The following is a 21,977-nucleotide window of genomic DNA, read 5'->3' on the forward strand; positions in this document are numbered from 1 at the left end:
CCTGGCAAACACGCGGCGGGCGGCATACGTGAATCGACCACGTACCGCCGCCCGCGATTTCGTATCGCCGGTGCGGCGTGTTCGTCCGGAACACGCCGCACCGGCATCGACAGTCGCAACGGCCTGCGGTTACTTCGCCGGCACGGGCGGGATCGACTCGTGCGGCGTCGCGGTGCGCTGCGGTGCCTTGTGGACCATCGTGTATGCGTAGTCGACGCCCATCCCGTACGCGCCCGAGTGCTCCTTCGCAATCGCCATCACTGCGTCGTACGAGTCGCGGCGTGCCCAGTCGCGCTGCCACTCGAGCAGGACCTGTTGCCACGTGACCGGCACCACGCCCGCCTGCACCATGCGCTGCATCGCGAAGTCGTGCGCAGCCTGCGTCGTGCCGCCCGATGCGTCGGCGACCATGTAGATCTCGTAGTCGCCTTCGAGCATCGCGCAGAGCGCGAACGTCGTATTGCAGACTTCCGTCCACAGGCCCGACACGACCACCTTCTTGCGACCGTTCGCGGCGAGCGCGTCGCGAACCTTCTGGTCGTCCCACGAATTCATCGACGTACGTTCGAGCGTCTTCTGGTTCGGGAACACGTCGAGCAGCTCGGGATAGGTGTGGCCCGAGAAGCTGTCGCTTTCGACCGTCGTGATCGTGGTCGGGATGTTGAAGACCTTCGCGGCCTTCGCGAGCCCGACGACGTTGTTCTTCAGCACCTGGCGATCGATCGACTGCACGCCGAACGCCATCTGCGGCTGCTGGTCGATGAAGATCAGCTGGCTGTTATGGGGGGTGAGTACTTCAAGTTTTGGATTGCTCATGGCGATCATGTCCTTTGACGCGGGTGAAAAGTGAGCCTGCCTCTCCGACAAGCCGGGAGGTGCCCAATGCGCTGTGCCGGGAGGTTCTGCTACCAGCCGTTGTCATTCAACACGCGAAATCATGCTAACGCCACTTAATCAAATCGATTAATAAAATCCCTAAATAAAGGCCTTAAAAGATCTTAAAACCGCCGAATCGATTGATCACATCGAAAAAGACCTGCTACGCTATCGAATGAATTCATGCTCGCCTCCGGATCAGTAGTTATCCGTATTTTTTAACGGTTGTCATTTACTTGCATCCGAATCATGAAGCCATATATTTCATCGCTGCTGGCCGGAATGCTCGCCGGTGCCGTCTACTACCTGATCGGCGTGCAATCTCCCGCTCCGCCCACGATCGCGCTGGCCGGCCTGCTGGGCATTCTTGCCGGCGAACAGATCCTGCCGATCGCACGCCGGATGCTCTCGGGGATCCAGTTGCGAACCGCATGGAGTGACGCGAAGTGCAGCCAGCACATGTTCGGCGCCCTGCCCGGTGCGCAGGCATCCGATGCCGCCGGAAAGAAGCGTCGATAGACATCGTCGTACCCCACGCTGACCGGATGCTGCATCCGCAGGCGCCCATCCGGCCCGGAACAGGATGGCGCCGCGGCTCCGCCCCCGGACGATTTGTTCCGATTCGTATTGGACTCGACGGTGCTTGGCGATAACATGACAGCCCGACGCCCGTGGAATTCACTATGAAGCTGTCATTCGAAGCGCTTGAGGCACTGGACGCGATCGACCGCACCGGCACGTTCGCCGAAGCCGCGGAACTCCTGCACCGCGTCCCGTCTGCGCTGACTTATCTCGTACAAAAGCTCGAAAGCGACCTCGAAGTCGCACTGTTCGACCGGAGCGGACGGCGGGCGAAGCTCACGCACGCAGGCCGCGTGGTCGTCGAAGAGGGCCGCCGGCTGCTGCATGCCGCCGAACAGCTCGAACTCAAGGCGTTGCGCGCGCAGCAGGGCTGGGAAACCGAGCTTCGCATCTGCATCGACGAGATCCTGCCGTTCGAGGCGTTGTGGCCCTACGTGCATACGTTCTATGGACTGGAGATGAACACGCGGCTGCGCCTGTCCACCGAAGTCCTCGGTGGCACGTGGGATGCGCTGATCTCGCGCCGCGCGGATCTCGTCGTCGGCGCGGCCGGCGAGCCGCCGGAACTGCCGGACATCGTCGCGAAGCCGATCGGCACGCTCAAGCATGTGTTCGCCGTGGCCCCGACCCATCCCCTCGCCGCGTTGCCCGAACCGCTGTCGATGGCGTCGGTCGTCGAGCATCGCGGCGCCGTCATCAGCGATACCTCTCGTGAACTGCAGCCGCGCTCGGTCGCCGTCGACGCCGGGCAGCCGTATCTCGCGGTCCCCACGCTCGCCGCAAAACTGGCCGCGCAGTGCGAAGGGCTCGCCGTGGGCACGCTGCCGGATTGCATCGCGGCACGCGCGATCGCGCAGGGCAAGCTCGTCGCACGCCAGGTGACCGGCATGCGCGACACGACGCATTGCTATATCGCGTGGCGCGGCGACGAGGCCGGCCGCGCGCTGCACTGGTGGGTCGATCAGCTCGCCCGCCCCGATCTCGTCGACCGGTTCACCGCGCTCGCCTGATTCCGCCGCTCGTCGGCCGCGCCGCCCGGTCGAACGTTTCCCCGCATTTTCCCGCCGCATCAGCCGAACGAATCGTGCAGGCGCTTCATCTCCTTCTCGAGCCACTCGATCAGGTTGAACGACGCATGCGCCTTCGCGGCCGGCGGGATCATCATCTTCTCCTCGGTCGCGATGTGTTCGCTCAGGGATTCGCACATCAGCCGTCCGATTTCGGGCTTCTTCGCGATCAGCGGCGTCAGGTCGCGGCTGCTCAACTGATAAGCCGTCACGGCGGTCACCGCGTAGACACTCGCATGAAGCTGCGTGCCGGCCAGCACGACGGACTGGCCGATCGCATCGCCGGGCGCCATCCGCCTGACCTCGATGTCGCCGGTCGCGCCCGGCACGAACACCGATGCGACACCGGACCCGACGATCGTCAGCAGGCGCGTATCGGCATTCGACGCGTAGATGACTTCCCCTTTGTGAAATACGCGTGACGCCAGCGCATCGGCCAGCACGGCCAGATCGTCGTCGCCGAGTTGCCGGAAGAGTTCGACCGCGCGCAGCAGCCGTTGACCGCGCGACACCGGCCGGTGAGCAGCAGCCGTCCCGCCGAGCGGGCGCAGCGCGATGTCGGCGGCGGCCAGGTGCCGGTGGGCCAGATCGTAGAGCCGGTTACGCACCGCCACCTTTTTCTGCAGCGCGTCGACGTAACAGACGAGCTCGTATTCGACGGAGTTGGCCCTGAATGCCTTCACGACCGAGACCGGCGCGGGGCTGGCCAGCACGTCAAGCGAACTGGCGGCGGCGCGGTAGAGCGCATCGACGACGACGGCCGGCCGTACTTCCGGATCGATCTCGATCGCCAGCGTCACACCGTGCACGCTCGGGGGTTCGCTCAGGTTGACGATCGTCGCCTTCGCGGCCGCGCTGTTCGGCACGACGACCAGGTTGCCGAGGCTGTTGATCAGCTTGGTCGCGCGCCAGTTGCTTTCGACGATCTGCCCTTCCAGCTCGCCGATCGCCACCGTGTCGCCCAGGCGAAACGGCTGGGTCGTATTCAGCACGAGGCCCGAGAACACGTCGTTCAGTGTGTTCTGGACGGCCAGGCCCAGGATCACGGCCACCGCGCCCGAGGTCGCGACCAGGCCGCTCAGCGGCAGGCCCAGTACATAGCCCAGCGCGGCGACCGCGGCCGCACCGAACACGGCGCCTGCGGCGATGTCGTGAAACAGCCGCTGGTTGCGCCACGCGCGCGGCAACAGCAGATGGTCGAGCAACAGGCTGAACACCAGCGCGCACTGCAGCCACCACGCGACGCCGATCGCCTGGATCGCCAGCCGGTCGAACCGGTCGGGTGACGGCGGCACCGCGAGCGGGCTCACGCCGGTTGCGAACAGCACATAGGTCAGCGCGGCGAACGACGCGCAGCGCCAGACCGCCTTCGTCGTCGAACGGCCCGGCCCGAGCCACCGCCATGCGGCGAGGTCGGCCACGACGATCGGCACGCCCCAGGCGACCGTGGCGGACACGCTCAGCATGCCGGAACGGGCCGCGTGCGTGCCGCGCGGCGGGCGGAGAATCTGCGCGATTGCATGGCGTGCGCTACCCGATCCGGCGAGCGGCCGCCGGCAGCGAATCGTGGCGAGACAGGTCGGACTGGACAGGTTTCATGCGGTAGTCGTTCAATGACGCGCGAAGTCGCGGCGGCAACGCATGTGCCGCCGCCCCGCGCTGGCATTCAGTGGCGTCGCGACATCGACGCATGCCGGGCGAGCCGGTCTCCCGGCCGCATGCGTGCCAATCGCCGAGGGGCGCCGTACATGCAATGTAGACGCACCGGCCGGGGAGGTCCTGTGTCGAGGCTGAAACGTTCTGAATTCGCCGGCGATGCGCGCCGTTACGATTCGCCTGGCGGCACCTCGGCCTCGCCCGCCTCGAACCCGAGTGCGTGCAGTTCGGACCATGCGTCGTGTACGACGCGCGGCGGCCCCGAGGTATGGGCGAGCGCGGCGGCATAGGCGGCCAGCAGGCACACGCGTGCATCCGCGCGCGCCCGAGTCTCGTCCATGTTCCGGATGGCATCGAGCGCTGCGCGCGCCCGTTCGCGACATTCGTCCGCCAGCGACAGATCGAACAGGCACGGGACCGCGACAGCCGCCAGCGCGATGCCGACGTCCGCATCGCCATTCGGCGAAAACGCCCAGTCGAGCGCCGCGCGCAGATTGCCGAGTTCGCGCCGGACCACGTCGAGCCGCGATTCGGCTCGCAGCCCGTCGCCGGCGCCGGGCGCAAGCCTGAACAACGCATGGAAGTAGTTCGCATGCGCGCGTGCCGCGGCCGCGCATTCGCCGTTGTTCTCGAGCTGTTGCAGCGCATAGGCGCGCGTCGTGGTCAGCAGCCGGTAGCGCGGCGCGCCGTGCGCGCTCTCGAGACTCAGCAGCGACTTCGAGACGAGGCCGGCGATCGTATCGAGCAGGTCCGCATCGGCCAGCCCCTTCGTTCCGACGATATTCCGCACCGCATCGATCGAGAAACTGTCGCGAAACACGCCGAGCCACCGCAACAGCAGGCGCTCCGCGTCCCCGAGCAAGCGGTAGCTCCAGTCGTACATCGCCTGCAGCGTCTGATGACGCGGCAACGCCGTACGAAAACCGCCGGTCAGCAACCTGAAATGGTCGTCGAGATGCGCGGCCAGCACGTCGATGCCGAGCACGGCCGCGCGGGCCGCCGCCAGTTCGATGGCGAGCGGCAGGCCGTCGAGACGCCGGCACACCGATGCCATCAGCGCCACGCTGCGTTCGTCGAGCGGAAAGCGGGGATCGGCGGCACACGCGCGCGCCGAGAACAGCTGCACCGCGCTGGCGCCCAGGATCTCCGCATCGTCGGCGCCTTCGCCGGGGACGTCGAGCGGCAGGATCGGACACAAGCGCTCGCCCTGGATCCGCAGCGCCTCGCGGCTGGTCGCGAGGACGCGCAATCCGGCGTCGGACTCGGTCAGTGCAGTCGCGATCTGCGCGGCGGCATCGAGCAGATGTTCGCAATTGTCGAGCACCAGCAACATCCGGCGGTTCGCCACGCTGGCCAGCACCGCTTCGAGCGTCAGCGATCCGGCCGGCTGGGCGATGCCGAACGCACCAGCCAGTGCGTCGGGCACGAATTGCGGACACGCGACCGTGGCCAGCGACACGAACGCGGCGCCATCCGGATAGCTCCCCTCGGCCCGCATCGCGGCTTCGAGCGCGACCCGCGTCTTGCCGATGCCGCCCGCGCCGACCAGCGTCACGACGCGCGCGGTGTCGAGCGCCGCGAGGACCTCGGCGACGGCCTGCTCACGGCCGACGAGCGCGGTCGGTGCGGCCGTCAGCCGCGACGTCGCGGGACGCGCGGGCGTCGCGCCTTCGGACTGCCGGCCGACCAGCCGGTAGCCGCGCCCCGCCACCGTGACGATCAGGTTCCGGTCGTCGGCCAGCGCCTTGCGCAACGTGGCGATATGCACCTGCAGGTTGTTTTCCTCCACGATCGTGTGCGGCCACACGCGCTGCATGATTTCGTCTTTCGATACCAATGCGCCGTTCGCCCGAATCAGGAGTTCGAGAATTTCGAATGCGCGACTGCCGATACGCAGCAGTTTGCCGTTCGAGCGAATTTCACGTCTGTCGAGAAAAACGTGAAGTGTGCCAATCCGGATCATGGAAATTCTCAATCGATTGCCTTCATCGATGCCCTGTCAGAAATGACACCGGTTTGATGGCAATGCTACGGCATTTGCGCGGCGAAATGATTCAAATAATCAGAACTCAATGAGCAAATTTTTTGAATCGACGAAAACCACGATCGCCGCGACGTTTCCCGCGTGGCTGCCACGCCCGCCCGGCGCGCCCGCGGCACCCTGCATTTTCAATGTACGAAACAGTCGTTCACCCATGAACCATTTTCACAGGATCAACGGCCGATTTGCCGATTTTTTCTCGGTCTCGTTAATTAAAATGGCAGTCCGCGTCGCTTGCGGCAAATAAAACGATAAAACGACGAGCCAAGGACTACGAAACCGAATCCGGTCGTGACGGCCGGCCGGATTTCCCGTTCAGAATGATTCAGGCGCCGCTCAGGACATTCAGCGGCGCGGCGCGCGACGATGATTCCCCGGCGCCAGCGTCGAGCGACCGGCGTCATGCCGCAAGGAACAGAACATGGGTAATCGTATCGCCGGCATCAGGATTCCTGACGGCCCGATCGCACGGGAGGCCGCCGCGACCGTGCGCGCCGACGAACCGGAACTCCTGTTTCGGCACGCGATGCGCGTGTTCGCGTTCGGGTCGATCATCGGGCTGCGGCGCGGCATCGCATTCGACGCCGAGCTGCTTTACGTCGCCGCGCTGTTCCATGATTTCGGACTGACGGAGCGCTACCGGCATTCGCGCCAGCGCTTCGAGATCGACGGCGCGAATGCCGCGCACGCCTTCCTCGGCGGATACGGCATCGCCGACGACGATGCGGCGGAGGTGTGGCGTGCGATCGCGCTGCACACGGCCTTTGGCCTTCACCCGTACATGACGCCGTTGACGACGTTGCTCGGCGCAGCCATCGAGACGGATCTCTTTGCACGTCATTTCGACGAAGTGAGCCGGCCCGAACGCGACGAGATCGTCGACGCGTGGCCACGCGGTCCGTGTTTCAAGGAACTGTATCTCGAGGCGCTCGCCGCGGGCACCGTCCATCGCCCTGCGACTGCGTTCGGCAACGTCTGCGCCGACGTGCTCGAGCGGTGCGACCCGGACTATCGTCGGACGAATTTCTGCGGCCTGGTGCTCGGGTCGAAATGGCCGGAGTGAGCCGGCCGGTGGACCGGGCGCCGCTCACCACGTCGCAGCAACCGCCGCCCGGTCATGCGCGCGGGCGAACGCCAGCAGTTCGTCGCTCAATCGTTGCGCGTGCGTCAGATTCAACGCATCCGGGCGCCCTGCGCCCCAGTCCTTGCAGTGAATCGAAACGCCGTCGCGTGTCGTGAACGTGCTCATGCGAATGCCTTCCCCTGTGGTGAACAAGCAGCGGCCGACGACCAGGGCGCGCCGTCCCGCATCATGAATGGGACAGCCTGACGATGAACCGGTCCAGTTCGGACGCGAGGATCACCTCCCGGAAGTTCGCGGGGCGCTTCGCTCCGCGCCATTGCGGCTTGTAGATCGCATCGCCGTAGCGAATCGCGATGCCGGTCAATGCGCAGCGCCCAAGGGCGCGGGACTTTGCGCTGATCCAGCGCTGCTCGTCGTACCGGCAGCGCGTCGGATCGCTCCACGAGATCAATACCGACGAATCGGTCTGCCGCTCGGCGGCGACGATCGCGCACCGGCGGCGCACGCCACCGCTCGACGCGGGCGGCGCGTCGTCGCGATGGCGACGGCGCGCGGAGTCAGGGTCGCGAAGATGCGACGGCGCACAGCGGCTCAGGGCCGGCGACGGGTGGAGCAGCGTCATCACGTGCTCCCAGCGATTGAATGCGTCCATGGCGGCGTACCCAGGCAAGTGGCGAGCGGTTCGGATGTCGTTCACCCACCCGCGTCTCGATCGTCATCCTCCGGCGCGCACCGGCAGCGACCCGCGACGGGATGACCTGATGCTGACGATAACGGGCCGCCGCTGAAGAGTCTTGATTCCGCGCTTAATTTTTCTGGCCGGTTCGGCCGCACCGCGTGCACCGCAATCGCGTTCACGAAAATTCAGCGGAATTTCAGTACACCGCGCATGGCCGCGCGATAGCCTCCTGTCGGCGTTCGTTCGCACCCTTCTCGCGCCTGCCGGCACGCGACCGCGAACGCACGCCGGCTGCCCGCGCAAGTGCCTCGCGCGGGCAGTTCCGAACCATTCATCCAACGCGGCATCGTTCCACCGCACGTTCAAGGAGTCCCAATGCGTCCAGCAGACATCGACGCCATTCCCTCGGCGCGTCGCCGAGACATGCTGCTTGCCGGCGCGACCGCCGTTGCTGCCGCCGCGCTGCCGGCTGCTGCCGCTGCCGCCGCCCCCAAACACGCCGCTTCCGCCCATCAAGGAGCCCATGCGATGAATACGATCACCACCAAAGACGGTACGCAGATTTACTTCAAGGACTGGGGCAGCGGCCGCCCGGTCGTCTTCTCGCACGGCTGGCCGCTGTGCGCCGACGCGTGGGACGCGCAGATGCTGTTCCTCGTGCAGCACGGCTACCGCGTGATCGCGCACGACCGTCGCGGTCACGGCCGTTCGAGCCAGCCGTCGCAAGGCAACGACATGGACACGTATGCCGACGATCTCGCGGCGCTGATGAATGCGCTCGACCTGCGCGAAGCCACGCTCGTCGGCCATTCCACCGGCGGCGGCGAAGTCGCGCACTACATCGGGCGCCATGGCACGAAGCGCGTGTCGAAGGCCGTGCTGATCGGCGCCGTGCCGCCGCAGATGGTGAAATCGGCATCCAATCCCGGCGGCCTGCCGATGGACGTATTCGACGGGATCCGCAAGAACGTCGCCGAGAACCGTTCGCAGTTCTACAAGGATCTCGCCGTGCCGTTCTTCGGCTACAACCGTCCGGGCGCCAAGGTGTCGCAGGGCACGATCGACGCGTTCTGGGCACAGGGCATGATGGGCGGCATCCATGGCCAGTATCTGTGCGTCAAGGAATTCTCCGAGGTCGACTACACCGACGACCTGAAGAAGATCGACGTCCCGACGCTGATCCTGCACGGCGACGACGACCAGATTGTGCCGATCGACGATTCGGCCCGCCTGTCCGCGAAGATCGTGAAGCACGCGGAGCTCAAGGTGATCCCCGGCGGATCGCACGGGATGTGCGTCGTCGACGCCGACCGGATCAATGCCGAACTGCTCGCCTTCCTGAAGGCGTAAGCAACGTGGCAAGGCGCGCCCGGCCCTCAGGCCGGCGCGCCTTTCAGGACGTTTAAGGATTTTTCAGGTCGTCGCCATTCCGGTGCGGCGTGCGCGATCGCCAAGATCGTCGACGCGACATGTCGGTCGATCCGGCGTCGGGCGCTCACGGCGCACGCGCCGGCCTGAGCAGCATGCCGATCAACACGCCCGCGACCGCGAAAGCCGTCGCGACACGAAAATTGTCGGCGAGCGCGAGCGTCGTCGCCTGGACGCGGACGGCCCGATCGAGCAACAGGTAAGTCGCCTGGTCGCCCGTCGCGAAGGTCGCGCCGTGCGACACGAGCGACGCGGCGCCGGCCCGCAGTCGCTCCAGCGTTTGCGGATCCGACAGCGTGACATGCAGACCGACGAGATTCGAATGGGTAGCCTCCATGATGCGCTGGATCACCGCGATCGACGTCGTGCCGAGCTGCCCGCTCAGCAGGCGCGTCGTCTGCACGACGGCGCCGAACGTCAGCGCGTGCTCGGCCGTTACATGCTTGCCGAAAAAGAAGATGACCGACGTGAGCGCCATCGTCTGCCCCAATGCCTGGATCAATTGCGACGGGATGAAGTCGGGTTCGGCCCAGACGGGCGTGAGGCGTGCGCCGAGCGCGAACGCGACCGCCACCATCGCGAAGCCCGCCACGATGAGCCGGCGCGGATCGACGCGTTGCAGCAGCCAGGCCACGCACGGCGCGAACAGCAGTTGAGGAATCGCGATCCAGCGCAGCGTATCGCCGATCTGCAGCGGACGCAGCCCGTAGGTGCTCGCGAGAAACGCAGACGGAATGAAGCTCGTGTTGAGCACGGTAAAGCGCACGAGGCCGACGAGCAGGATCAGCAACGCGACGTTGGGCAGCGCGAGGTAGCCGAGATCGAGCCCGGCCCGTCGCGACGCCAGTTCGTGGATCAGGAACGCGGCCACCATCACGATGCCGGTGCCCAGCAGCGCGACGATCAGCGGCGACTGGAACCAGAACAGCCGTTCGCCCTGGTCGAGCGCGACGCACAGGCAGGCGAACCCGCCGGCGCCAAGCAGCATGCCGCGCGTGTCGATGCCGGACGCGAAGCGCTTGATGGGCTCGGTGGACAGCGACAGCATCAGGCAGACGATGAACGGCACGGTCAGCAGTGCGTTCTGCCAGAACAGCCAGCGCCAGCTCAGGTGTTCGCTGTACCAGCCTTCGAGCGTCGCCGACAGGTTGAGCGACATCTCGAGGTTCATCGCATACGCGGCGATGCCGAACGGGATCAGCCGCGACGGCAGCGTGCGGACGACGAACCCGACCGTCAGCGGCACGAACACGCCGGACGCGAGGCCGGCCACGCACTGGAACACGATGAACGTGCCGAAGTTCGTACACAGCGGCAGCACGCTTTCGACGACCAGGAATATTGCGGCACCCGCCAGCAGCACGCGGCGCGTCCCGAACACGAAGGCCGCCGCGATCGCGAGCGGCCCGACGAACATCTGCGACGCGGTGAACGCGGTGTTGATCCATGCGCCCTCGTCGAACCCGACGCCGAGCGCGCCACGTACGTCGGCGAGCCCGAGCGACGTGATGCGCGACGTCAGCGTCGAGATGATCGCGCCGAGCAGCACGGCCGCGATCGCGGCGATCGAACGAAACGTCGGTATGTCGGCGGCCGGCGCGGCGGCCGGCTTCGGTGTGGCGCCACCGGGGGCGAACGTGGTATTCATCGTCGAGCGGCTCCCGCACAAAAGGCTCGCGCAAGCATAGCGCGATGTGACGAATCCCGTCTGTTCCATGGAGTATCCCGATCGTGACCCCGAACTCGCCGGACACGCCGCCCACTGCCGCCGCACGGTCGCGCAGGTGGCCAGTCGTACTGATCGCCGGATGCGCGCTGTCGCTCGTCGCGCTGCTGGTCTACGAATTCGACGCGCATGACCGCGGCACCGACGACGCGTACGTGACGGGCCACCTGCACGTGATCTCGCCGCGCGTGGCCGGCACGGTCGAGCGCGTGCTGGTGAACGACAACCAGTTCGTGCACGCGGGCGACCCGCTCGTGCAGCTCGACCCGCGCGATTTCGACGTGCGCGTCGCGCTGCAGCGAGCCCGCGTTGCACAGGCGCACTCCGATGCGAGCCGCGCGAAGGCGCTGGTCGAACAGGCCGACGCAGCGCTCGTGTCGGCGCACGCGGACGCCGAAAAGGCCGAGCTCGACTACGCACGGGCACGCGAGCTGACCCGCGAAACGCCGCGCGGGCTGTCGCAGCAGGAATTCGATGCCGCCAACGCGGCACGCAAGTCCGCCCGCGCGCGCATCGAGGCGGCCGAAGCGCAGCAGCGCAGCGCGCAGGCCGCGCGGCAGGCTGCCGATGCCGTGTCGAACCAGAACGACGCCGAGTTGCGCGATGCGGAGCTCCAGCGCCAGTACACGACCGTCGTGGCGCCGTCGGACGGCGCCGTCGGCAAGAAGACCGTCGAGACCGGCGAGCACGTCGCGCCCGGTCAGGCGCTGCTCACGGTCGTCGAACCGCACCCGTGGGTGGTGGCGAACTTCCGCGAAACCCAGCTCCGGCACGTCCGCACCGGCGACGTCGTGCAACTGCGCTTCGACGCGCTGCCGGACCGGACCTACAGCGGACACGTCGACAGCCTGTCGCCCGCGACGGGCGGGCAATTTGCACTGCTGCCGCCCGACAACGCGACCGGCAATTTCACGAAGGTCACGCAGCGGGTGCCCGTCAAGATCCTGCTGGACGGCCCGGCCTCGACCGAACCGCGCATTCGGCCCGGCCTGTCGGTCATCGTCTCGCTGCAACGCGGCCGCACGCAGCCATGACCCGCATCGCCGCCCTGCTCGCTGCCGGCCTGCTGAGCGCGTGCACGATCGCGCCGCAGCCGCTCGCCCCCGTCGCGGTCGGATCCGACCGGTTCCGCCATGCGGATGCGCGCGGCGAACCGGCCCCGTCGCTTGCCGAATGGCCCGCATCGTTCGGCGATCCGCCGCTCGTCGCGCTCGTCGATGCCGCACTCGCCGGCAACCACGACATCCGCGCCGCCGCGGCGCGCGTCGACCAGGCGCAGGCGCTGCTCGGTGTGCGCGAAGCCGCACTCGCGCCCACCGTCGGCGTCGATCCGTCGTTCAGCCGCTCGCGCGTATCCGGCACGGTCGACAACGCGTTGCCGAAACGCACGATGCACAACTGGTCGGTGCCGTTCAATGCCGGCTATGAAGTCGATCTGTGGGGACGCCTGCGCGGCGATGCGGAGATCGGCAGGCAGAACGTGCTGCAGGCAGACGCGGATCGTGCGGCCGTTCGCCTGCGCGTCGCGACCGATGTCGCGAGCGACTACCTGACGCTCCATTTCGTCGAGCAGGATCTCGCGACGCTCGCCCGCGCGATCGAGCTGCGACGCACCGCGCTCGACGTGATCGCCGCGCGCGTGCGGGCCGGCGCGGCAAGCGACCTCGACGCGCTGCGTGCGGCGGCCGATCTCGATACGGCGCGTGCCGATCTCGCGGACAGCCGGCGGCTGCGCGAAAACCTCGTCGACGCGCTCGCCGTGCTGACCGGTGTCTCGCCGACCGCATTCACGGTCGCGCCGACGGCCTCCGTCATCCGCGTGCCGGAGGTGCCGCCCGGCCTGCCGTCCGTGCTGCTCGCGCAACGGCCGGACGTCCATGCAGCGGCGCGCCGCGTCGACGCGGCGTCGCTCGAAATCGGCGTCGCCCGCACCGCTTGGCTTCCGACCTTGACGCTGACCGCCCAGGGCGGGTTCGCCAGCCGCGATCTCGGCTCGTTTCTCGACCGCAACAGTTCGCTGTGGGGCCTCGGCGCGAGCGTGGCCGAAACGGTATTCGACGGCGGCAAGCGCAACGCCGCGGTGGCCGCCGCGACGGCCGGCGCGACGCTCGCCGACGCGAACTATCGCGCGACCGCGCTGGGTGCGCTGCGCGAAGTTCAGGACGCGCTCAACGACATCGCCGCGCAGAAAGAGCGGATCGTGCGCTACGACAGCGCGGCACGCGCCACCGAAGCAGCGGCGCGGTTGTCGCTGAGCCGCTACGGGCACGGCTACGTCAGCTATCTCGAGGTCATCGACGCGGACCGCGACGCGCTGGCTGCGCAACGCCAGCTGATCCATAGCCGGCAGGCACTCGCCATCGCAACGGTCAATCTCGTGCGTGCGCTGGGCGGCGGGTGGACGCCGCCTGCTGCGGAACCGGCGAAGGTCGCGAATCGCGAAGCGCGGTTCTGAAAGAACGTCGACGCGCCGCGTGAATCGATCGCGCCGCATCCGCCGAAGCAAGACCTGTCGCGGATCGCGCGAAAACGTTCGGAATACTCAAGACGGTTGCCGGAAGACGATCGTCACGCCCGGCCCCGTCGAAGCCTGCACCGTTGCGTCGAACGATCCGGCGCGCCCGCTCAGTCGCGTGCGCCGGCCGGGCCCACGCCCAGCGCTTCGGCTTGCCGCACGAGATCCGGCAGCGTGCGGACCTGCATCTTCTTCATGACCTGGGCCCGATGCACCTTCACCGTGATTTCCTGCAGGCCGAGATTCGCTGCGATCTGCTTGTTCATCAGGCCCGCGACCACCTGGCTCATCACTTCGCGCTCGCGTGGCGTCAACGAGGCATAGGCGCCGCGCACCGCGTCCAGCGCACGATCGCGCGCGAGGCGCTCGCCGTCGCGGGCCAGTGCGCGGCCGACGGCATCGAGCATCGTTTCGTCGTCGAACGGCTTCGTCAGGAAGTCGAGCGCGCCGCCCTTCATCGCCTTGACCGTCGTGGCTACGTCGCCGTAACCCGTCATGAACAGGATCGGCACGTTCAGGCCCGCCCGCACCACTTCCTCCTGAAGCGCCAGCCCGCTCTCGTCGGCAAGGCGCACGTCGAGGATCAGGCAGCTCGGCACGGCGGGCCGCTCGAATGCGAGAAACGCCTGCGACGACGCGAACGTCTCGACGCGCCATCCCGCCGAACGCAACAGCGAACTCAACGCGCGCCGCAGCGTTTCGTCGTCGTCGACCACATAGACGATCGACGTCATGTCCGGCGTGCTCGCCATTGCATTCCCCGTGTAAGGCATCCGCTTCATTATCGAATGATAAACGAAGAACGGGCCGACCGGAACCGCCGCACCGGACGCGGCGCGGCCGGCCGACGGGCCGCCGCTCACGCCGGCGGCGCGCCGGATGCGGCCTGCTCGATCAGGTTGAGCACGTCGTCCGATGGAAACGGCTTGCGCAGGAACGCGAACGCGCCTTGCGCAAGCGCGCGACGGACCGACTCGTCGTCGCCGTGCGCGGACATGAAGATGACCGGAAGCGTCACCTTGCGCTCGACCAGCAGGCGCTGGACGTCGAAACCGCTCATCCCCTTCAGCTTCAGATCGACCAGCACGCAAGCCACGCCGTCCAGCAGGCCGGCCGCGAGGAATGCCTCGCCCGACTCGAACGGCAATGCGGTATGGCCAGCCGATTTCAGCAGGCTGGCAAGACTCTTACGGACCGACGCATCGTCATCGATGATGCAAACAATCGCCATTGAATGGGAACCTGAAAATTTTGCCAATCCGGCACAGCGCGACGCCGCGTGCGCCGCGCCGACAGGCGTTACCGCCGCGCGCCACGCCCGCCCGTCCCGGATGTCATGCGTATGCCCCTGCCGCCAGCAGCGGTTGCACGGGCGCTGCCGGCGGCGGCGCGGCAGCGCGTTCCTCGCCGACGACGGACGCACACCGCGCATGGACGCGGCCGGCTTCGCCCGACTCCATCAGCTTCTCGAGCGCGAACGCGCGCACGACCTCGAGCAGCGAATAACGCTTCGAGAGTCCGACCGAATGGACGACCAGCAGCGATTTCGATGCAAGGCCGACCAGGCAGTCGAGCACGCGGGTGGCGCCCAGTTCGTCGCAGGCCGCCAGCGCGCACGCCGCGTCCAGCCGGAATGCATCCGGAAACGCCGCGAGGCGGCACAGCACGGTGCGCTCCGCATCGTCGAGCAACCGATAGCTCCACTCGATGGTGGCCCTGAGGGTCTGCTGGCGCGGATGCGCCGTACGCAGACCGCCGGACAACGACAGCACGGACTTGTCGAGATCGGCTGCCAGCCCCTGGATCCCGAGCAACGCGACGCGGGCCGCGCCGAGTTCGAGCGCGAGCGGCAGGCCGCTCAGGCGGCGGCAGATGGACGCGATCGCGTCCAGCGTATTCGCATCCGCGGGAATGTCGGTGCCCATCGCGCGAGCCCGTGCCAGAAACATGCGGACGGCGCCGCACGCGACGATCTCGTCGTCGCCTGCGCCGGCCAGCGGCACGGGCAGCGGCCCGACGCGATAGACGCGCTCGCCGGCGACACGCAGCGGTTCGCGGCTGGTCACGACAAGTATCGCGCCGGCATTCGCGTCCGCGATCGCTTCGCAGAGGTCCGCCAGTTCGTCGACATGCTGCTCGGCGTTATCGAGCACCAGCGTCACGCGCCGCCCGGCGATCGCGCGCACGACATCGGCCGGGCCGGCGTGCGGGCCGCCCGGCAGATCGAGCGCGTCCAGCACCGCGGACTCCAGCGTCGCGCCGCCCTGCCAGCCGGCGAGATCGATCCGGGCCATCTCGATGCCGCGCATCGCCGACCAGGCCGTGGCGACCTCCAGCGCGAGATGCGTCTTGCCGACGCCGCCGGGACCGACCAGCGTGACGAGCGCCTCGTGCTCGAGCAGCGCGTGCAGCTCGGCTGCTTCCTGCTCGCGGCCGATCAGCGGACATTTACGCGGTGCGGTACCCAGGCGGACGCCGCGTGCCGGCTCGATCCCGTCCGGCTGACGGTCGACATGCGCCAGGTCGACCGGCGGCGCGAGCCGATAGCCGCGACCCGATTCGGTCCGTATCCACCCGTGCTTGCTGCCGAACAGCTTGCGCAGCGCCGAGATATGCACCTGGATGTTGTTCTCGACCACGATCGTGTTCGGCCACACCGCCTGCATGATCTCGTCCTTCGACACGAGCCTGCCGGCCGCCTTCACCAGCAGCTCGAGAATCTCGAATGCCCGGGCGCCGATATACCGGGGCTGCCCATCGACGCGAACTTCGCGGCATTCAAGGGAAACCGTCACTCGCCCGAACGTGTACATGATCCGCACTCGCTTATGCTGCTCCGCACCTTGCGCCGCCTCGCGAAGCGACACCCCCTGGTTCGCCCGCCGGACCCGCATCGCTGCGTGCCGGGAGGCTTGACCCTATCGTATGGCGCAGCAGGCGCTGCCGGCCATTATCCATAGGTTTAGTCGGGTACCGGCCGGGCCGGCCGTCGGACACGATGTGTGCAGGCAGGTACTGCGGAATTCGTCCGGCTGGTGGACAATGCACGGGCCGCCGCACGACCCTGCGCAATCCAGCCCGGCCGATTCCGTATGACGAGCCGGTTACGCCCTGTTCCACCCAGCCTGCCCCCACAGTGAACCAACCCTTGCGCACCCCGGACGACACGAAGCCAATGGATGCCGACTGGCTGGCGCGCGCCCGCCTGTCGAATGCCGTCCGCTCGGGCGACGTGCTGCGGTTCGACCTGGCCGACGCCGGAACGGGGCGCGTGTGGTCCGCGTGCCAGACCGGGTGGGAATCCGACCAGCGCTGCCGGCAGTTCGAGCACGAATACGCATTGAACGAAGCGCTGGACCCGGCGTGGGCGCTCACGCCGGTTGCGCTGATCCGCGCCGCGGATGGCCCGGTGCTCGTCTATCCCCGCCCGAACGTGCGCGTGTTCGACGCGCTGGCGGACGGGCGGCTGCCGCTCGACGTCTTGCTCGATGCGGCGATCCAGGCCGTGCGCGCGCTCGGCGAGCTTCACCGGCGCGGCTGGCTGCATGGCGATCTGCAACCGGCCAGTTTCGTCATCGCACCGGACGGCACGGTCATGCTCCGCTCGTTCGCCCATGCGTGGGACCGCCGGACGGAACACGCCGCGGCGAGCACGATGCGCGCCGATTTCGCTGCCTACGCGGCGCCCGAAGTCTCGGAAGGCTCATGGGTCGACGAACGCTCCGACCTGTACGCGTTCGGCATCACGCTGTTCCGCCTGCTGACGGGCGCGATGCCTTACAAGGCGGCGTCGACGTCCGAATGGATGCACGCGCACGTCGCCATGCAGCCGGCGCCCGCCACGACCTTTCGCGACGACGTGCCGGCCGTCCTGAACGACCTGATCCTGAAACTGATCGCCAAGGAGCCCGCCGATCGCTACCCGTCCTGCGAAACGGTGCAGCACGATCTCGAACGTGTCCTGCGCGACTGGCTGGCGGCAGGTCGCGTCGAGCCGTTCGCGCTCGGCGGCAACGATCCGCTCGCCCGTTTGCACGCGCCGGACCTGCTGGTCGGCCGCGAAGCCGAATCCCGCCGGCTCGAGGCGGTGCTGGCGGCCGTGTCGCGAACCGGCGAGACGGCCATCGTGCTGATCGACGGGCCGGCCGGCATCGGCAAGACCGCGCTCGCGGAGGACTTCATGCGCCATGCGCGAGCGGCATCGCGCCCGCCCTGGTGCACGTCGGCGAAAGTCGATCAGTTCCAGCCCGCACGGCCCTACGCGCCCGTGCTGCAGGCATTGCGCACGCTGCTCGGCAGCGCGCTGGCCAGGCCCGAGGACGAGATCGCGGCGATCGCCGCGCGGCTGCGCGACTGCATGGGCCGTCAGGCCGGCCCGCTGTCCGGCATCTTCCCGGAGATTGCGTGGCTGCTCGATGTCGAGCCCGTCGCGTTCGACCCTAGCGATACGATTCCGGAATTTCATCTGTGCCAGATCGTCGTGAATGCCTTCCGTGCGTTCGCGGCGCCGGCCGAACCGCTCGTCATGGCACTGGACGACATTCAGTGGGCAGACGACGCGACCCTCGCGTTTCTCGCGTCGATCGCGGTCGACCCGCCGGCCAACTTCTGCATCGTCGCCGGTTATCGAAGCGGCTCGCAACACGACCACCGGCCGGCCTTCCGCCGCTTCCTGCAACAGCTCGACCCCACCCGCCTGTCGGCGCTGACGCTGGCGCCGCTCGACATGCCCGACGTCACGCACATGCTGGCCGGCATGCTCGGGGAGGCGCCGGCCCGGCTGTCCGGCCTCGGCGACATCGTTCACCGCAGGACGGGCGGCAATCCGTTCTACATCCAGCAACTGCTGCGCACGCTGATCGACGAGCGGCTCCTCGGCTACGACCCGGCGACGCAAACGTGGCAATGGCATTCGGCCGACATCGACGCGCGCCACCTGACCGAGAACGTCGTGAGCCTGCTCGCGATCCGAATGCAGCGGCTGCCGGCCGAATCGAGAATGCTGCTGTCGCTGCTGGCCTGTATCGGCACCGATGCCGACGACGCCCTGTTGTGCGCGGCCGCCGGCAAGACGTTTGCCGAACTCCGCTTCTGGCTGGACCCCGTGCGCCAGGCGGGCTTCGTGTCGCTTTCGGAAAACCGCTGGCGCTGCGTTCACGACCGCGTCGTCGAGGCCGTCCATGCGCTCGCCGGGCGCGCGGAGCGGGCGCAGTGCCACGCCCGGATCGCCGCCGCGATGCTCGGCCGCACGCACGCGCAGTCGACCGAATCGCTGCTGGAACTCGCCGCCCAGATCGAGCAGGCGAAAGCCGCGCCGCTCGACGACTCGCTCGCGCTCGCTTTCACGGAGGCGCTGGTCGCGGCCGCGGAGGCGGCGGCTACGGCCGCCGCGCGCGAGCGCGCATTGTCGTTTCTCGCGTCCGCACAAGCGCTGCTCGGTCCGCACGCATGGTTGCAACACGACGGCCTCGCGAGCCGGATCGGCATCCTGCGCAGCCGCCTGCTGCTCGCGATCGGCGAAACCGCGCGGGCATCGGACGCGATCGACGAGCTCATGGCACGTACGCGCACGCCGGCCGATCGCGCCGAGGCACACCGGCTGAAGGCCGCGCAGCTCACCGTGGAATCGTGCTACCGGCAAGCCGTCGACGTCGCGCTGGCCGGGCTGGCGCAGCTCGGCGTGGAACTGCCGGCCGAGCCGGCCGAGGCCGATCTCGCGGCGGCCTGCGACGCCGTGCGGGAAGCACTCGACGGCCGCGCCATCCGCGACCTCGTCGACCTGCCGGTGATGACCGATACGCGCGTCGAAGCGACGATGGCGCTGCTGACTGCACTCGAAGCCGCGATGTTCTATCCGAGCGGCGGGCTGATGCTGCTGCATTTCGCGACGATGGTCCGGCTGACCCTGCGCCACGGCGTCACCGCCGCGTCGGTGCAGGGGCTCGCGTGGTACGGCGTCGGCATCGCCGAGCATCACGACGCGTTTGAAGACGGCTTCGAATTCGCGAAGGTCGCGCTCGCGCTGGTCGATCGCCACGGCTTCGAGCGCTACCGCTCGGCGACGCTGATCGCGCTCGACCAGGTGAGCGTCTGGACCCAGCCGCTGTCGTACGCACTCGACCGAGCGCGCGATGCGAAAGCGGCGGGCAATGCGAGCGCCGAGCTGCGCTGGATGTGCTACAGCTGCAACCACATCGTCAGCGATCTGCTCTCGATGGGCGAAGCGCTGCCGGCGATCCGCGACGAAATCGATCCGCTGCTGCAGATCGCGCGCGGCGCACGATACGACGACATCGTCGACCTCGTGTCCACCCAGTCCGAATTCGTCGACGCGCTGCAACTCGGTTACCACCTGCCGATCGGCACCTGGCGTGCCCGTGCGTCGACGAAGACGCCGATGACGGTCCTGCAGTTCTGGACCGACGTGCTCGCCGGGCAGGCGGCCTTCATCTACGGCGACGCGGACGCGGCGCGTGCGTCGCTCGATGCCGCCGCATCGAGCGCGTGGTCGACGCCCGCGCACATCATGCTGTCCGACTTCCACCTGTTCGGCGTGCTGGCCGGAATCGCGAGCGATCGCGGCGCCACGCCGCCCGAGCGGCTGCTCGAACGGCATGCGCCGCAACGCGCCCGCTTCGCCGCGTGGAGCGAGCACAATCCGGCCACGTTCCGCAACAAGCTCGCGCTGATCGACGCCGAATTCGCGCGCGTGCGCGGCGATCATGTCGTCGCGATGCAGCAGTACGAGTCCTCAGCCAGCCTCGCGGCGGAACACGGTTTCGTGCACGAACAGGCGCTCGCGCACGAACTGGCCGCGCATCACGCCACCTCGCTCGGGCTCGCCGGCCCCGCACGCCACCAGTTGCGGTTCGCCCATGCGTGCTACCGGCGCTGGGGCGCGACCGGCAAGGCGCAGGCGATGGAAGTGCAGCATCCGTTCCTCGTGATGGACCCGTCGCCGGGCCGCACGGCCATGCCCGCGCGCGAAGATCTCGATTTCGCGCTCGCGATGCGCGCGGCCCATCTGCTGTCCGAAGAAATCGTGCTGGAGCGCCTGATCCAGACGCTGATGCGCAACATGATCGAATACGCCGGCGCTCGCTACGGCCTGCTGCTGCTCGCCCGGCACGACCGGTTGACGATCGAGGCGACCGCGCGCGTCGTCGGCAGCGACGTGATCGTCGATATCGCCCGCAGCGAACCCACCGAGCAGGATGTCCCGCTGTCGATCCTGAATACCGTCGCCCGGACCCGCAAGCAGGTCGTGCTCGCAAATGCACAGCGCGAAGGCGTGCCCGACCACGCCGACAGCCTGCGCGCCCACCCGACGCGCTCGCTGTTCTGCCTGCCGTTGTTGAAGCAGGGTGCGCTGATCGGCATGCTGTATCTCGAGAATGCATTGACCAACGGCGTGTTTTCGCCGCGACGCATCGCGATGCTGGAAGTGCTCGCGCCGCAAGCGGCCAATGCGCTCGAATCCGCCCGGCTCTATGCGGAACTGATCGACGAGAATGCGCGCCGGCTCGAGACCGAGGCCGCGCTGCGGCATGCACGGACCGAGCTCGCACGCACCGCGCACATGACGGTGATGGGCGAGCTGGCTGCGTCGATCGCGCACGAGATCAATCAGCCGCTGACGAGCATCGTGTCGAGCGTCGGCGCGTGCATGCGCTGGCTGCGCGGCACGCAACCCGATCTCGGCGAAGCGCTCGCGAGCCTCGAAGACATCCGTGCCTCCGGCGTGCGTGCGGCCGACATCGTCCGCGCGTTGCGATCGCTCGCACGCCAGGCACCGCCCGCGCTGGCCCCCCTCGCGATCGACGACCTGATTCGCGACATGCTGCATCTCACCGCGACCGAAATCGACGCGAAGCAGGTCGCGCTACGCGTCGACCTGCAATGCGGCGATATCGCCGTGATGGCGGATCGCACCCAGCTCCAGCAGGTGATCCTGAACCTGGTCACCAACGCGCTCGACGCGACCGACGGACTGGCCACGTCGCGCGAGCTCGAGATCGCTTCGCACGTCGGCGACGGTCATGCAGTCGTCTCCGTCGCCGACCGCGGCGCCGGCATCGATGCCGACATCGCGAACCGGATCTTCGATCCGTTCTTCACGACGAAATCGCACGGCATGGGGATGGGCCTGGCGATCTGCCGCTCGATCGTCGAAGCGCATGGCGGCACGCTCGACGCCGCGCCGCGCGACGGGAACGGCACCGTGCTGACGTTCCGGCTGCCGGTGTCGACGACACGCTGACGCATGAACGCCCGCGCTGGAACGGGCCGTGCGCCCGTTCAGAACGTTTCAGCGCAGCTTCAG

At 67.9% G+C, this 21,977-nt stretch carries 17 protein-coding genes; 7 read left to right on the forward strand and 10 right to left on the reverse strand.

The genetic code is table 11. The features are described 5' to 3' along the window. Positions 1-129: 129 nt before the first annotated feature. The gene (locus U5798_RS01575; RefSeq protein WP_124448193.1) at positions 130-816 is read right to left on the reverse strand and encodes a hydrolase; all 687 of its coding nucleotides are present in this window, start codon (positions 814-816) and stop codon (positions 130-132) included. Positions 817-1,125: 309 nt separating this feature from the next. Here U5798_RS01575 and U5798_RS01580 point away from each other — a divergent pair, with 309 nt between their 5' ends. After that, positions 1,126-1,395 carry a XapX domain-containing protein gene (locus tag U5798_RS01580; RefSeq protein ID WP_322080952.1) on the forward strand — a complete coding sequence of 90 codons (270 nt, stop codon included), beginning with the start codon at positions 1,126-1,128 and terminating at the stop codon, positions 1,393-1,395. Positions 1,396-1,559: 164 nt separating this feature from the next. Beyond that, complete coding sequence (locus tag U5798_RS01585; RefSeq protein WP_124448197.1) at positions 1,560-2,468, forward strand: LysR family transcriptional regulator; 909 nt, start codon at positions 1,560-1,562, stop codon at positions 2,466-2,468. A 59-nt stretch (positions 2,469-2,527) separates the two neighbouring features. Here the strand turns inward: U5798_RS01585 and U5798_RS01590 are convergent, their stop codons facing one another. From U5798_RS01590 to U5798_RS01600, 3 genes are all read right to left on the reverse strand, one after another. Then, positions 2,528-3,991, reverse strand: a complete 1,464-nt coding sequence (locus tag U5798_RS01590; RefSeq protein WP_322080953.1) for a mechanosensitive ion channel family protein — start codon at positions 3,989-3,991, stop codon at positions 2,528-2,530. A gap of 359 nt (positions 3,992-4,350) precedes the next feature. After that, complete coding sequence (locus U5798_RS01595) at positions 4,351-6,144, reverse strand: winged helix-turn-helix domain-containing protein (protein ID WP_322080954.1); 1,794 nt, start codon at positions 6,142-6,144, stop codon at positions 4,351-4,353. A gap of 99 nt (positions 6,145-6,243) precedes the next feature. Continuing rightward, positions 6,244-6,378, reverse strand: coding sequence for a hypothetical protein (locus U5798_RS01600; RefSeq protein WP_322080955.1), 135 nt, complete (start codon positions 6,376-6,378; stop codon positions 6,244-6,246). Positions 6,379-6,643: 265 nt separating this feature from the next. On the opposite strand from U5798_RS01600, the gene U5798_RS01605 reads away from it, so the two are divergent. After that, positions 6,644-7,285, forward strand: a complete 642-nt coding sequence (locus U5798_RS01605; RefSeq protein ID WP_124448201.1) for an HD domain-containing protein — start codon at positions 6,644-6,646, stop codon at positions 7,283-7,285. Between the two features lie 24 nt (positions 7,286-7,309). On the opposite strand, the gene U5798_RS01610 is transcribed toward U5798_RS01605, so the two are convergent. Further along, entirely contained in the window at positions 7,310-7,471 is a 162-nt protein-coding gene (locus U5798_RS01610; protein WP_322081214.1) for a hypothetical protein, read from the reverse strand. A 61-nt stretch (positions 7,472-7,532) separates the two neighbouring features. Beyond that, positions 7,533-7,958 (reverse strand): DUF3331 domain-containing protein, encoded by a 426-nt coding sequence (locus U5798_RS01615; RefSeq protein ID WP_124448830.1) that lies wholly within the window; start codon positions 7,956-7,958, stop codon positions 7,533-7,535. A 555-nt stretch (positions 7,959-8,513) separates the two neighbouring features. Between U5798_RS01615 and U5798_RS01620 the strand changes: the two genes are divergently transcribed. Further along, positions 8,514-9,335 carry an alpha/beta fold hydrolase gene (locus U5798_RS01620; protein ID WP_124448203.1) on the forward strand — a complete coding sequence of 274 codons (822 nt, stop codon included), beginning with the start codon at positions 8,514-8,516 and terminating at the stop codon, positions 9,333-9,335. Positions 9,336-9,480: 145 nt separating this feature from the next. Here U5798_RS01620 and U5798_RS01625 read toward each other — a convergent pair whose 3' ends face one another. Further along, positions 9,481-11,061 carry an MFS transporter gene (locus tag U5798_RS01625; RefSeq protein WP_322080956.1) on the reverse strand — a complete coding sequence of 527 codons (1,581 nt, stop codon included), beginning with the start codon at positions 11,059-11,061 and terminating at the stop codon, positions 9,481-9,483. Between the two features lie 83 nt (positions 11,062-11,144). On the opposite strand from U5798_RS01625, the gene U5798_RS01630 reads away from it, so the two are divergent. Continuing rightward, the gene (locus tag U5798_RS01630) at positions 11,145-12,173 is read left to right on the forward strand and encodes an HlyD family secretion protein (RefSeq protein ID WP_124448207.1); all 1,029 of its coding nucleotides are present in this window, start codon (positions 11,145-11,147) and stop codon (positions 12,171-12,173) included. Next, on the forward strand, positions 12,170-13,594 hold the full coding sequence (locus U5798_RS01635) for an efflux transporter outer membrane subunit (RefSeq protein ID WP_322080957.1): 1,425 nt from the start codon (positions 12,170-12,172) through the stop codon (positions 13,592-13,594). Before U5798_RS01630 ends, U5798_RS01635 begins: the two co-directional genes overlap by 4 nt. 170 nt (positions 13,595-13,764) lie before the next feature. On the opposite strand, the gene U5798_RS01640 is transcribed toward U5798_RS01635, so the two are convergent. From U5798_RS01640 to U5798_RS01650, 3 genes are all read right to left on the reverse strand, one after another. Further along, on the reverse strand, positions 13,765-14,406 hold the full coding sequence (locus U5798_RS01640) for a response regulator transcription factor (protein WP_221623671.1): 642 nt from the start codon (positions 14,404-14,406) through the stop codon (positions 13,765-13,767). A gap of 107 nt (positions 14,407-14,513) precedes the next feature. Beyond that, positions 14,514-14,885 (reverse strand): response regulator transcription factor, encoded by a 372-nt coding sequence (locus U5798_RS01645; RefSeq protein ID WP_322080958.1) that lies wholly within the window; start codon positions 14,883-14,885, stop codon positions 14,514-14,516. A gap of 103 nt (positions 14,886-14,988) precedes the next feature. Then, complete coding sequence (locus U5798_RS01650) at positions 14,989-16,449, reverse strand: winged helix-turn-helix domain-containing protein (protein ID WP_322080959.1); 1,461 nt, start codon at positions 16,447-16,449, stop codon at positions 14,989-14,991. Between the two features lie 380 nt (positions 16,450-16,829). Here U5798_RS01650 and U5798_RS01655 point away from each other — a divergent pair, with 380 nt between their 5' ends. Further along, a complete protein-coding gene (locus U5798_RS01655) occupies positions 16,830-21,914 on the forward strand; it encodes an AAA family ATPase (protein WP_322080960.1) in 5,085 nt (1,694 codons plus the stop codon). Positions 21,915-21,977 lie beyond the last annotated feature (63 nt).

The organism is Burkholderia sp. BCC1972 (genome assembly GCF_905339605.1).
GTDB lineage: Bacteria > Pseudomonadota > Gammaproteobacteria > Burkholderiales > Burkholderiaceae > Burkholderia.